Origin of the sequence: Citrobacter sp. Cf132 (assembly GCF_030333885.1) — a bacterium.
GTDB lineage: Bacteria > Pseudomonadota > Gammaproteobacteria > Enterobacterales > Enterobacteriaceae > Citrobacter > Citrobacter freundii.
The window spans coordinates 319,897-331,857 of record NZ_JAOWFA010000057.1; the positions used below are offsets into that span (position 1 = coordinate 319,897).

13 protein-coding genes are annotated in these 11,961 nt (G+C 52.1%); 5 read left to right on the forward strand and 8 right to left on the reverse strand.

Annotated features, from left to right (window positions below; translation table 11 throughout):
• The first annotated feature begins 12 nt into the window (after window positions 1-12).
• Window positions 13-1,023, forward strand: coding sequence for a galactose/methyl galactoside ABC transporter permease MglC (gene mglC, locus OGV85_RS14870; RefSeq protein ID WP_003027393.1), 1,011 nt, complete (start codon window positions 13-15; stop codon window positions 1,021-1,023).
• A 57-nt stretch (window positions 1,024-1,080) separates the two neighbouring features.
• Here mglC and preA read toward each other — a convergent pair whose 3' ends face one another.
• The 8 genes from preA to OGV85_RS14910 form a co-directional block, all read right to left on the reverse strand.
• Entirely contained in the window at window positions 1,081-2,316 is a 1,236-nt protein-coding gene (gene preA / locus OGV85_RS14875) for an NAD-dependent dihydropyrimidine dehydrogenase subunit PreA (protein WP_003027389.1), read from the reverse strand.
• Entirely contained in the window at window positions 2,310-3,551 is a 1,242-nt protein-coding gene (locus tag OGV85_RS14880; RefSeq protein ID WP_032949646.1) for an NAD(P)-dependent oxidoreductase, read from the reverse strand. The genes preA and OGV85_RS14880 overlap by 7 nt, the downstream gene beginning before the upstream one ends.
• Window positions 3,552-3,784: 233 nt before the next feature.
• Window positions 3,785-4,024 (reverse strand): DUF2542 family protein, encoded by a 240-nt coding sequence (locus OGV85_RS14885; protein ID WP_061548541.1) that lies wholly within the window; start codon window positions 4,022-4,024, stop codon window positions 3,785-3,787.
• 2 nt (window positions 4,025-4,026) lie between these two features.
• Complete coding sequence (gene sanA, locus OGV85_RS14890; RefSeq protein ID WP_003027383.1) at window positions 4,027-4,746, reverse strand: outer membrane permeability protein SanA; 720 nt, start codon at window positions 4,744-4,746, stop codon at window positions 4,027-4,029.
• A 134-nt stretch (window positions 4,747-4,880) separates the two neighbouring features.
• A complete protein-coding gene (cdd, locus tag OGV85_RS14895; RefSeq protein ID WP_048218239.1) occupies window positions 4,881-5,765 on the reverse strand; it encodes a cytidine deaminase in 885 nt (294 codons plus the stop codon).
• 148 nt (window positions 5,766-5,913) lie between these two features.
• Entirely contained in the window at window positions 5,914-6,609 is a 696-nt protein-coding gene (locus OGV85_RS14900; RefSeq protein WP_003027380.1) for a CidB/LrgB family autolysis modulator, read from the reverse strand.
• Window positions 6,606-7,004, reverse strand: coding sequence for a CidA/LrgA family protein (locus OGV85_RS14905; RefSeq protein WP_003027379.1), 399 nt, complete (start codon window positions 7,002-7,004; stop codon window positions 6,606-6,608). Before OGV85_RS14905 ends, OGV85_RS14900 begins: the two co-directional genes overlap by 4 nt.
• Window positions 7,005-7,135: 131 nt before the next feature.
• Window positions 7,136-8,044: a LysR substrate-binding domain-containing protein gene (locus tag OGV85_RS14910; RefSeq protein WP_003027378.1), complete on the reverse strand. Its 909-nt coding sequence runs from the start codon at window positions 8,042-8,044 to the stop codon at window positions 7,136-7,138.
• 126 nt (window positions 8,045-8,170) lie between these two features.
• Between OGV85_RS14910 and mhbT the strand changes: the two genes are divergently transcribed.
• From mhbT to maiA, 4 genes are read left to right on the forward strand one after another with little or no spacing between them, the layout of a single operon-like run.
• Window positions 8,171-9,529 (forward strand): 3-hydroxybenzoate transporter MhbT, encoded by a 1,359-nt coding sequence (gene mhbT / locus OGV85_RS14915; RefSeq protein ID WP_003027377.1) that lies wholly within the window; start codon window positions 8,171-8,173, stop codon window positions 9,527-9,529.
• A gap of 11 nt (window positions 9,530-9,540) precedes the next feature.
• A complete protein-coding gene (gtdA, locus tag OGV85_RS14920) occupies window positions 9,541-10,578 on the forward strand; it encodes a gentisate 1,2-dioxygenase (RefSeq protein ID WP_003840127.1) in 1,038 nt (345 codons plus the stop codon).
• Between the two features lie 15 nt (window positions 10,579-10,593).
• Entirely contained in the window at window positions 10,594-11,295 is a 702-nt protein-coding gene (locus OGV85_RS14925; protein ID WP_016150651.1) for a fumarylacetoacetate hydrolase family protein, read from the forward strand.
• Between the two features lie 8 nt (window positions 11,296-11,303).
• Window positions 11,304-11,948 (forward strand): maleylacetoacetate isomerase, encoded by a 645-nt coding sequence (maiA, locus tag OGV85_RS14930; protein ID WP_061548542.1) that lies wholly within the window; start codon window positions 11,304-11,306, stop codon window positions 11,946-11,948.
• Window positions 11,949-11,961: the final 13 nt, after the last annotated feature.

Sequence of the window (11,961 nt, forward strand, 5' to 3'; positions counted from 1 at the left end):
TAGGGGCTCCTCATGAGTGCGTTAAATAAGAAAAGTTTTCTTACTTACCTGAAAGAAGGCGGAATTTACGTTGTTCTTTTGGTTTTGCTGGCGATTATTATTTTCCAGGATCCCACTTTCTTAAGCTTACTAAACCTGAGTAATATTCTCACACAATCCTCGGTGCGTATTATTATCGCATTGGGTGTGGCTGGACTGATTGTTACCCAAGGGACCGACCTGTCGGCGGGGCGTCAGGTTGGCCTGGCGGCAGTGGTTGCAGCGACTTTGTTGCAGTCGATGGAGAATGCCAACAAGGTGTTCCCGGAAATGGCGACGATGCCGATCATTGTAGTGGTGCTGATTGTCTGCGTGATTGGTGCCATTATCGGTCTGGTGAACGGTATTATCATTGCTTACCTGAACGTGACGCCGTTTATTACCACCCTGGGTACGATGATTATCGTTTACGGGATCAACTCCCTGTACTACGACTTCGTCGGTGCATCGCCAATCTCTGGCTTTGATAGCGGATTTTCAACCTTTGCACAGGGCTTTATTGCACTGGGCAGTTTCCGACTCTCCTACATCACCTTCTACGCGCTGATTGCCGTGGCCTTTGTGTGGGTGCTGTGGAACAAGACCCGCTTCGGTAAAAACATTTTCGCCATCGGCGGAAATCCGGAAGCAGCGAAAGTGTCTGGGGTAAACGTTGCGCTGAACCTGTTGATTATCTATGCGTTGTCTGGCGTGTTCTATGCCTTCGGTGGTTTGCTGGAAGCCGGGCGTATCGGCTCGGCGACCAACAACCTCGGCTTTATGTATGAGCTGGATGCGATTGCGGCGTGCGTGGTTGGTGGCGTGTCGTTCAGCGGCGGGGTAGGTACCGTGTTTGGCGTGGTGACCGGTGTGATTATCTTCACCGTCATCAACTACGGTCTGACCTACATCGGCGTAAACCCTTACTGGCAGTATATTATCAAGGGCGGCATTATCATCTTCGCGGTTGCGCTGGACTCACTGAAGTACGCGCGTAAGAAGTAATCGTACAATGTAAAAAGCCCGGTGCAGCGCAACCTGCACCGGGCTTTTTTATCTGCGTTACAACGTTAACGCATGTTCTTTCTCTCCGGGTTTAAATTTCACCTCGCCCAGATCAATACAGGCTACCGGGCAAACGTGACCGCACAATAAACATCCCACACATTTTTCCGTATTGCAGTGCGGTGTACGGGTTTCCTCATTCCATTCCATCGCCTGATGCCCGCCGTCATAGCAGGAGATGTAGCAACGACCACAGCCGACGCATTTATCAAGATGGATGTTCGGATAGACAATGTAGCTACGGTCAAGCTCCTCGGCGGGGATGATATTGGCATTGGCCAGACCCACCATCTCCTCCAGTGAGTCAAACCCTTGATCGGCGAGGTAATGTGACAGCCCGCTGATCATGTCCTCCACAATCCGATATCCATATTGCATGATCCCGGTGGTCACCTGCAGCGTGGCCGCGCCTAACAGTAAAAACTCGGCGGCATCTTCCCAGGTCTCAATTCCTCCAATGCCGCTAATCGGAAAATCCCGCAGTTCAGGGTGCATGCGTAGTTGTTGGATAAATCTCAAAGCAATAGGTTTAACGGCCTTGCCGGAGTAGCCGGAAATACTAGATTTACCGTTGACGACCGGCATCCCGATTTTCCTGTTCAGGTCGATATTAGTGATGGATTTAACCGTATTGATGGTCGCGATACCGTCGGCTCCTCCGCGTTTTGCCGCCAGCACCACCTCACACATATCACCAATATTTGGTGTCATTTTAGCCAGCATTGGCAGGGACGAACCGCGTTTAACCGCCCGACAGTATTTTTCAACCAGCTCAGGGCTTTGTCCTACATCGCTGCCCATAGCATGCGAGGTCATTTGCGGGCAGGAGAAGTTACACTCGATCATATCTGCACCCGCTTCTTCAACCAGGCGGGCCAGTTCCTGCCATTGCTGCTCATTTTCCCCCATGATCGACGCAATCAGAACCTTATCCGGGTAGTCTTGTTTCAGTCGCCGAATAGCAGCCAGATTCTCCTCCAGCGGATGCTCGGCAATTTGCTCCATGTTTTTGAAGCCAATAAAGCCGGTATCTTCTTTGCTGAGATGGTCAAAACGTGGGGAAACTTCATTCGCAATAAAGAAACCGATCGTTTTAAAAACAATGCCGCCCCAACCGCTATCATAGGCTTTGGCGCACATTTCATAACAGTTGCCCACCGGGGAGGAAGAGAGGCAGAACGGGTTGGGAAATTTGACGCCGCAAAAGGTAATAGAAAGATCTTTCGTTAACATGAGCAAGCTCCCTCTAAATAGTGATGAATGGCCTGAGCGGCTTCTTTTCCGGTTTTCACGGCGTAAACGACCGTTTTATCGCCTTCAACAATATCGCCTGCAGCAAACAGAACCGGATCAGCAGTTTGGTAGTTTTGCGTATTGATTAGATTGCGCTGTGGCTTTAACGTGGCGAAATTATCAAGCTGAGCGTGTTGACCAACGGCAAGAATAATGTGCTCGGCTTCTAGCATGAGTTCGCCTGGCAGGCGTACGTGCTTAAAGGTAACTTGATTTCCGCTTACCGCCACGGGCGTGAAACCGTCAATAATCGACACGCCTAATGCCTGGGTGCTGCTGAATTCTTTATCGCTGGCCGGAAAATCAGCCAGTTCTTCACGCGCGACACAGGTGACTGACGGGCAGCCCAGCAGTTTCAACGTACTGGCGACATCCATCGCCACGTCGCCACCGCCGATGATCAATGCACTTTTGGCGACGGTAATATCGCCGCTTGATTGCCGGGCGCGTTGCAGAAAATCGACGGCAATTTCAACGTGATTCGCTTTCTCAAAAAGAGGCAATGTTGAGCCGTAAGACATACCTGGGGTAACCAGTACGGCGCGATATTCTGCTTTGAGTTGCTCAACGGAAAGGGCATTGCCGACTTCACAATTGCACTTGATGGTCACGCCCATTTCAACGATACGGGCAATTTCATGATCCAAAACCGAATGCGGCAAACGAAACTCTGGGATGCCATAGCGCAACCAGCCGCCTGGCTGAGCCTGTTTTTCGAAGATGGTTACGTCATAACCAAGATTGCTCAGCGTTACGCTGGCCTGTAATCCTGCCGGACCTGCACCGATAATAGCGACCTTGCCCAGCGTTTTTGTTGCCGGCTGATAGATTTTCATCGCGGTTTGCTGTTCAAAATCGGTAATAAAGCGCTGCAGACGCGCAATATCGATAGGTTTATCAATTCCTGAACGCGTACACCCGCGCTGGCATAATTTTTCGGTTGGGCAAACTCGAGCGCACACCGCACCGAGCGCATTATTTTCGCGGATAGTTTCGGCTGCGCCTTTAAAATTACGGAAATAAATGGAGCGAATAAATTTCCCCGGGTCGGTTTGCGCCGGGCAATCCTGACTACAGGGGGCATCGTGACATAATAAACAGCGGGAAGCCTCTTTTATTGCTAATAATGGGGTAAAAGCAGGCGTGAGCTCATCCAGATAATTTTGTTGTGGCATATTTTCTTCCTTAATGCTTGAGTAAATTAAGGCAAACCGTTAATAACAAAATATAAAAAGTGAAAGGCTATTCTTAAGGCTAAGCACTGCAGGAAGAGTATTCTGTGAAAGGATTCACAAATAGAAGATAGTTTGAGGGAAATGCTGACGGGCAGCATTAATCCCTTATCTTGAAATGGTAACTATTATCAAAATATTAGCTATTCTCAAACGCTAATATAAAGGCAAATGCGTTATCGATAAAAAACTAAGTAAATAACCATACCGAAGGATAAGCACCCGCATCCAGCATAAACCAGTACGTAAGACCAAAATTGCAGCGTCTCTTGATTGCGATAAGCGAAAACCGGTTCGCGCGCATTCTTTTTAATTTTATCTACGGCTCCCGAGCGCCAGCCTTTCCAGGCTTCACGAAAACAAAACACGGGAATGAGCAGAAAGGCCAACACGACGAAAAGGGTTTGTACATCCATGCTTATTTTCCTTGTTTCTTTTGTAATTCGAGCAGTTGTTCAGGCGTGACTGCCGGATATCCCTGTGCATCGTCCGGTACCTGATGCATGGTTGGGATAGGGACCAGTGGGCCTAAAAAGCGGGGTTCACGTTTAAAAATGTAGAGATCGGCAAGTGCGCCAAAACGGGCGCCAAATTCACGTACCCGCACGGTGAGCATATCTTTTGGCGAAGGTACGGCGTAGCACTGGGCCTGGATACCCATATGGAGCGCAATAAACAAGGCACGTTCACAGTGGAATCGCTGGGTAATAATGATGAAATCGTTGGTATCGAACACCTTACGGGTACGCACGATGGAGTCGAGCGTTCGGAACCCGGCGTAATCAAGCACGATGTCAGCGGGATCGACGCCTGCGGCAATCAGATCTTTACGCATCGTCATGGGTTCGTTGTAGCTTTGCTGTGCGTTGTCGCCGCTTAACAGCAGATAGTTTACCTTCCCGCTGTTATAGGCGTTCAATGCGCCCTGAATGCGGTAGCGGTAATACTGATTGATGACGCCGGTGCGGTAATACTTCGCCGTGCCCAGAACCACTCCTACCTGGCGGTAGGGTAAATCCTGCAGTTCGTCGTAAATGTAGGGAGCAGTCTTCCAGCTCATCCACCGATCGAGTCCAAGCACAGTCAAAAGCAGCAAGCCCAGCAGGACTAACAGGCTGTAAAACACGCGCTTTAACATGCAGAAAACTCGTTATTTGGATGGAATTTCAATCAGGCTACTGTACCGGAAGACGTAGCGCAAGAAACAGTAATCTGATTGAGGGGATTTTAGTCACTGTTGCCCGATGACGTTACGCCATCGGGCAACACGACTTAGTCGAGTAGCACGCGCTCTATATTGTCGCAGCCCAGTGCTTTCAGCGTGGCAGATGTCGCATCCCACTGAATTAACGGCGCATCGGCTTTTTCAGCCAGCACGGCGCGTTGGATATCTGAATAATCATAACCGTTCAGATTTAACAGGTTCAACGCGCCTTGCAGTGGTGGCAGGGTTGGGTTAAAAGCGGCATTTTCAGCATAGCTGCCGCTAAAAATACGACCATCTTTACACTCCAGTGCCACGCCGCTTGGGGATTTGCTGTACGGCATATGACATCTATTGGCAGCGGTGATTGCTGCCTGGGTCAACGCATCGCCCTGCAGTGCGAAGCCGTGATCCTGATCGTCCATCAGCAGCGTTTTAATCTCCAGATCCTTCGGGCCGAAGGCATCTGGCAGATAATCGCGCAGCACGTGTGGCGCACGTCCCGGCAGATGAATACGTAAATCCAGTCCGCTGTTTAGTTCGTTCATAAACTGGCGACAGTGACCGCACGGCGTGTAGTTGACGGTGATGGCAGCGAGCCCTTTTTCACCGCGCAGCCAGGCGTGGCTGATAGCGCTTTGCTCGGCATGAACAGTTTGCTGCATGGTCGCGCCCAGGAACTCCATGTTCCCACCGAAGTACCAGTTGCCGCTGATGCCGCGAGAAATAGCCCCAACGTTGAAATTGGACAGTGGAGTACGTGCGCAGGCCGCAGCCAGCGGCAGCAGAGCGAATGCCAGCGCGTCTTCGTCCAGTCCCGATTCGCGTTTCAGCAAAGAGACCTGCTCAGCAGTCAGCATGGCGGGGAAATGCGCATCCGCCAGAACAGGGGCCAGGGCTGATTGCAAGTTATCCGCGAGTTGGGCAAAAGCAGTTTGAAAACGTGGATGCATGGCGATGCCTCATAACAATGTAATGGAATCGTAGTTTACGGACCTGTTATGGCTTTATATGTGATCTAAATCCCATTACGTATGCAACTTATGAAACTTAAATGAAAAATGTGCAACGCATCGCAAATAAATAGCTAAAAAATGAAGGTTAACCCACCACCGCCAGAATAATCGGGAACAGGAATGGGGCAACCAACGAGGTGATAATGCCGCAAATAACCAGCGCCAGAGAACTAAACGCGCCTTCCTGGTAGTCCAGTTCTGCACAGCGTGCGGTACCCAGGGCGTGCGACGCGGTGCCCATTGCCAGCCCCCGAGCGGCCTTGGTGCGAATGCGCATCGCATTAAGCAACGTATGACCAAATACTGCCCCGAGGATACCGACAAAAATAACGCATACGGCGCTGATAGCCGGAATGCCGCCAATACTGCCTCCCACGGCCATAGCGATAGGCGTGGTGACCGATTTTGGCATGATAGACGCGGCAATTTGCGGTGATGCGCCCATCAACAAAGCGATTGTTGTACCTGTTACCATCGCCACAACGCTCCCGGCAAAACAGATAGCAATGATTGATTTCCAGCGGGCGCGAATTTGGTGCAACTGTTCGTATAACGGATAGGCCAGCGCGACCACGGCAGGTTGCAGTAAATCGTTCAGTACTTCGCTGCCTTTGAAATAGTGATCGTAGGGAATGCCGGTCAGCAGCAGAATGGGAATAATCACCACCATGGCAACCAGCAGCGGGTTCAATAGCGGCATTTTAAATCGTGCAGCCAGCTTACGTGCGCCAAAAAACACCGCCAGCGTAAGAGGTAACGACCACCAGATATACGACATCATTCTTTAGACCCTTTTTGCCCAACGATTTTGCGTTCACCGTGCACAATGTGCGAGCTCCAGCTCACCACCAGGAAAACGACCAGCGTACTGATGGTACAGGACACCACTACCGGACCAAATTGTGCGCGGAGCAGGTCAAAGTACTGCATGATCCCCACGCCAATCGGGACAAACAGCAGGGCCATATAACGAATCAGCACGTAGCAGCCAGGGTTAACCCATTTTGCCGGTAACACCTGCAAAGCCAGTAAGACAAACAGAATCAGCATGCCGATAATGCTGCCCGGAATGGTGATAGGAAGTAGCGACGCAAGAAAAATACCTGCGTAGAGGCAGGCATAAATCAGGACGAATGCGCGCAAATATTGCCAGATAACGTTCAGTGCTTTGCTCATAGTTGAAACCCTTGACGAGACTGATTCATCATACAATTAAACTTAAAAACGTGCTACCGATCACATCATGAATTCTAAGCATAGAGGAAATAGATATCTGGAACATCGGGCGATGGCCCTAACTCTCCGCGCTAAGCCTGTGCCAGATAATACAAAAAACGATTCAGGGCGGTAGTAGGTGTTTCGTTGTTGCGCCAGAAGACGCCGACGCTGCCTTTTTGTTCAATCTTCGGCAGATTCAGAATAGCCAGCTGTCCCTGGGCGGCATACCGTTGTGCCAGACGCAAAGAAAGAATAGAGATCATATCGCTACTTTGCAGCAGGTTGGTACTGACGTTGATCGACGCCGATTCAATGATGTTTTCCGGCAACATGACGCCGTTATCAACCAGCGCGTTATCAATGCTTATCCGGATAGGGGTTCCTGTCGGCCAGACAATCCAGCGCCAGTTCGCCAGATCGTGCCAGGTGAGCAAGGGATATTTTGCCAAGGGATGATCGGGACGGGCGACGAAACAGACCGGCTCGGTATACAGCACCTGGTAATTGAGCGGCAACTGAAGCGCCCGGCCACCGACGCGACCGACGACGACATCCACCGAACCCGCGAGCAGATCGTGCAGCAGCGGGGTCATCACTTTCTCTTCGATATTAAGGTTCAGGGTTGGCAACTCTTTGAGCAAACCCAGTATTGCCATTGAAACGCAGTCGGTCGCCACGGGTGAGCAGCCAATCTTCAGACTTCCCACCAGGCCGCCTTGCTTAAAACGGGCGATTTCATATTGCGAACGTTCCATATCATTGAGCAGGCGTTGGGCATGCTGCAGTAGCAGTTTGCCGCCTTCGGAAGGACGCAAGCCTTTGCTATGACGTTCAAAGAGGGTGATGCCAATCTCATCTTCGAGCTGTGATAACCATTTTGACAACGCTGGCTGGGTGATATTCATCATCCGTGCGACGTGAGTCAGATTTCCCTGTTCGCCCAGCGCGATAAGCGTTTGCAGGTGTTGCAACTTAAGTTTCTGCGCCCAGTTTGCCATTTGCTATAACCTCCAGGTTATGCCTCTGCATGAAAAGCCATTGTACATTTCATCTCCAAACATACAAAGTCGCAACATACCTAAAACAAAACAGACATCTACTCTACCTGCACTGAGGCATTCACTATGACTCATCAACGTGATCTACAAGCACTGATCGATTCCGCTCCCGTCGGTAAGACCCAGTGGCGCGTTATCATTTGCTGTTTTCTGGTCGTCATGCTCGACGGATTTGATACCGCAGCTATTGGCTTTATCGCTCCCGACATTCGTACTCACTGGCAGCTGACTGCCGGCGATCTGGCGCCGTTGTTTGGCGCAGGCCTGTTGGGGCTAACCGCTGGCGCATTGCTCTGCGGCCCATTGTCTGACCGTTTTGGCCGCAAACGGGTGATTGAACTCTGCGTGGCGCTGTTCGGCGCCCTGAGCCTGATTTCGGCTTTTTCTCCCGATCTACAAACGCTGGTTATTTTGCGCTTTCTTACCGGGTTAGGTCTGGGCGGCGCGATGCCAAATACCATCACCATGACGTCAGAGTACCTGCCAGCGCGGCGGCGTGGCGCGCTGGTGACCATGATGTTTTGTGGATTTACTCTGGGGTCGGCGATGGGTGGAATTGTGAGCGCGCAACTGGTGCCGGTCATTGGCTGGCACGGCATTCTGGTGCTGGGAGGCGTTCTACCACTCATGCTGTTTGTGGCTCTGCTGTTTGCGCTTCCGGAATCCCCGCGCTGGCAGGTTCGTCGCCAACTGCCGCAAAACGTGATTGCCAGAACCGTTAGCGCCATCACCCGGGAACGTTATGACACTACCCATTTTTATCTCAACGAGGGCACCGCGATTGCTAAAGGAAGCATTCGCCAGCTGTTCGTCGGGCGACAGCTGCCTATTACCCTGATGCTATGGGTAGTGTTCTTTATGAGCTTGCTGATTATTTATCTGCTTTCCAGTTGGATGCCAACGCTGTTAAACCATCGTGGAATTGATCTGCAGCATGCCTCATGGGTAACTGCCGCCTTCCAGATTGGAGGAACGCTGGGGGCGCTGGCGCTGGGCGTGCTGATGGATAAATACAATCCTTTCCGCGTGCTGGCCGTGAGTTATGCACTGGGCGCAGTGTGCATCGTCATGATTGGCCTGAGCGAGAACGGTCTGTGGTTGATGGCTCTGGCTATTTTTGGCACCGGCATTGGTATCAGCGGTTCTCAGGTTGGTCTAAATGCGTTAACCGCCACGCTATATCCGACACAAAGCCGGGCGACGGGCGTCAGCTGGTCTAATGCGGTGGGGCGCTGCGGCGCGATTGTCGGCTCGCTTTCTGGCGGCGTGATGATGGCGATGAATTTCTCATTCGATAACCTGTTTTTCATTATTGCCGTCCCGGCGGCCATCAGCGCGGTGATGCTTACGCTGCTGACGGTTGTTATCCGCCAGTCGGCCTCTGCCTCAAATACTCTGCCTCGCGCAGGTGTTGTGAATGAATAAGGAGAATCCCTATGTCTGAACTGAATCAGGATGTTAAGAACAGCCGTCAACAGTTTTACCAGCATATTTCCGGGCAGAATCTGACCCCTCTGTGGGAGTCGCTGCACCGCCTGGTGCCGCCAACACCGAACGCACATTGCGCGCCTGCGTACTGGAACTATCAGGAGATCCGCCCTCTGCTGTTAGAAAGTGGCGATCTGATTGGCGCGAAAGAGGCGATTCGCCGCGTGCTGGTGCTGGAAAACCCAATGTTGCGCGGACAGTCTTCAATCACCCCAACGCTGTACGCAGGATTGCAGTTAATTATGCCGGGCGAGGTTGCGCCGAGTCACCGCCACAACCAGTCTGCGCTGCGCTTTATTGTCGAAGGGAAAGGGGCATTTACCGCTGTGGATGGCGAGCGCACCCAGATGCATGAAGGCGATTTTATTCTGACGCCGCAGTGGCGCTGGCACGATCACGGCAACCCGGGCAGTGAACCGGTGGTGTGGCTGGACGGTCTGGATCTGCCGCTGGTGAACCTGCTGGGCTGCGGCTTTGCGGAAGACTACCCGGAAGATCAGCAGCCGGTCACGCGCCAGGAAGGGGATTACTTACCGCGCTACGCGGCCAATATGCTGCCGCTGCGCCATCAGAAGGGTAACTCATCGCCGATTTTTAACTATCGCTACGATCGCAGCCGTGAAGCGCTACATGACCTGACCCGTATGGGCGACGCCGATGAGTGGGACGGTTACAAGATGCGTTACGTCAACCCGGTAACCGGCGGTTATCCCATGCCTTCGATGGGAACCTTCCTGCAACTGTTGCCGCAGGGCTTTTCCTCACGAATGGCGCGTACCACTGACAGCACTATCTATCACGTGGTGGAAGGAAGTGGGCAGGTCACCATCGGTAACGAGACCTTCAACTTTTCGCCAAAAGATATTTTTGTGGTGCCGACCTGGCACGGCGTGTCGTTCCAGACCCACGAAGATACCGTCTTATTCAGTTTTTCGGACAGACCGGTTCAGGAAGCGCTGGGGCTGTTCCGTGAAGCACGCTATTAATTTGGGAGAGAGAAAATGACGCAATATGTATTCGAACCACAAGCACCTGTTACCGTTCCGGTGGTTGGTAGTGATGAACAATTTCCCGTACGCCGCGTTTATTGTGTGGGCCGTAACTATGCCGCTCATGCGCGTGAAATGGGCTTTGATCCGGATCGCGAACCCCCGTTCTTCTTCTGTAAACCTGCTGATGCGATAGTCCCGGTGGCAGCTGGTCAGATCCTTGAACTGCCGTACCCATCGCAGACCGATAACTATCACTATGAGATAGAGCTGGTGGTGGCGATTGGTAAAAAGGGCAGCGATATTCCGCTGGAAAAAGCGCACGAATATATCTGGGGCTATGCCACCGGTCTGGATATGACCCGCCGTGACCGGCAGATGGAGATGCGTCAGATGGGGCGTCCATGGGAAATCGGCAAAGCGTTTGATCTCTCCGCGCCCATCGCGCCGTTGCATAAAGCCAGCGAAAGTGTGGATGTTAACCATGCGCCAATCTGGTTGCAGGTCAACGGCGACGATCACCAGCGTAGCGATATTCGCCACCTCATCTGGTCTGTGAATGAAACCATCAGCTATCTGTCAGGCTTTTTCGAACTGCAGCCAGGCGATCTAATCTACACCGGTACACCCGAAGGCGTAGGGGCGGTAGTGAAAGGGGATGTGATCACCGGAAACGTAGACGGTTTAACCCCCATCGCCGTGAAGATTGTCTGAGGTGCATAATGAAGCTGTACAGTTTCTTTAATAGCTCCGCGTCATATCGTGTACGCATTGCGCTGGCGCTGAAGGGGCTCGATTACCAGACGGTGGGCGTCAATATTCGCATTGGTCAGCAGAACGAACTGGCCTATCGGCGAATGAATGCGGTGGGACTGGTGCCGACGCTGGTGACCGATGACGGAGAATCACTCGGGCAGTCTCTGGCGATAACCGACTGGCTGGATGGCCACTTTCCGCAGTCGCCGCTGCTGCCTGCTGACTTCCCGACGCGCAGTAAGGTGCTGGAAATTGTTTATGCCATCGCCTGTGATATTCACCCTGTAAACAATCTACGGGTGCTGCGCTACCTGAGCGAAGAGCTAAAGGTCAGTGAAGAAGATAAAAAACGCTGGTATGCCCACTGGATCCAGCAAGGGTTAAGCGCGGTGGAACAGATGTTGCGCCAGAGTCACTCGGGGACGTTTTGCGTGGGGGACGCACCGACGCTGGCGGATTGCTGTCTGATCCCGCAGTGGGCAAACGCGTTGCGGATGGGTTGCGATCTGAGCGGATATCCACGCTGTAAGGCGGTATATGATGCCTGTACCCAGCTTCCGGCGTTTATCGCCGCCGCGCCCGAGAATCAACAAGACAAAATTCCAGCCTGATAAGGAGAACGAC

Bases quoted from the DNA above. Each gene is read 5' to 3' on its own strand.
- mglC (WP_003027393.1), top strand. From the start codon at position 13: ATGAGTGCGTTAAATAAGAAAAGTTTTCTTACTTACCTGAAAGAAGGC.
- preA (WP_003027389.1), bottom strand. From the start codon at position 2,316: ATGTTAACGAAAGATCTTTCTATTACCTTTTGCGGCGTCAAATTTCCC.
- OGV85_RS14880 (WP_032949646.1), bottom strand. From the start codon at position 3,551: ATGCCACAACAAAATTATCTGGATGAGCTCACGCCTGCTTTTACCCCA.
- OGV85_RS14885 (WP_061548541.1), bottom strand. From the start codon at position 4,024: ATGGATGTACAAACCCTTTTCGTCGTGTTGGCCTTTCTGCTCATTCCC.
- sanA (WP_003027383.1), bottom strand. From the start codon at position 4,746: ATGTTAAAGCGCGTGTTTTACAGCCTGTTAGTCCTGCTGGGCTTGCTG.
- cdd (WP_048218239.1), bottom strand. From the start codon at position 5,765: ATGCATCCACGTTTTCAAACTGCTTTTGCCCAACTCGCGGATAACTTG.
- OGV85_RS14900 (WP_003027380.1), bottom strand. From the start codon at position 6,609: ATGATGTCGTATATCTGGTGGTCGTTACCTCTTACGCTGGCGGTGTTT.
- OGV85_RS14905 (WP_003027379.1), bottom strand. From the start codon at position 7,004: ATGAGCAAAGCACTGAACGTTATCTGGCAATATTTGCGCGCATTCGTC.
- OGV85_RS14910 (WP_003027378.1), bottom strand. From the start codon at position 8,044: ATGGCAAACTGGGCGCAGAAACTTAAGTTGCAACACCTGCAAACGCTT.
- mhbT (WP_003027377.1), top strand. From the start codon at position 8,171: ATGACTCATCAACGTGATCTACAAGCACTGATCGATTCCGCTCCCGTC.
- gtdA (WP_003840127.1), top strand. From the start codon at position 9,541: ATGTCTGAACTGAATCAGGATGTTAAGAACAGCCGTCAACAGTTTTAC.
- OGV85_RS14925 (WP_016150651.1), top strand. From the start codon at position 10,594: ATGACGCAATATGTATTCGAACCACAAGCACCTGTTACCGTTCCGGTG.
- maiA (WP_061548542.1), top strand. From the start codon at position 11,304: ATGAAGCTGTACAGTTTCTTTAATAGCTCCGCGTCATATCGTGTACGC.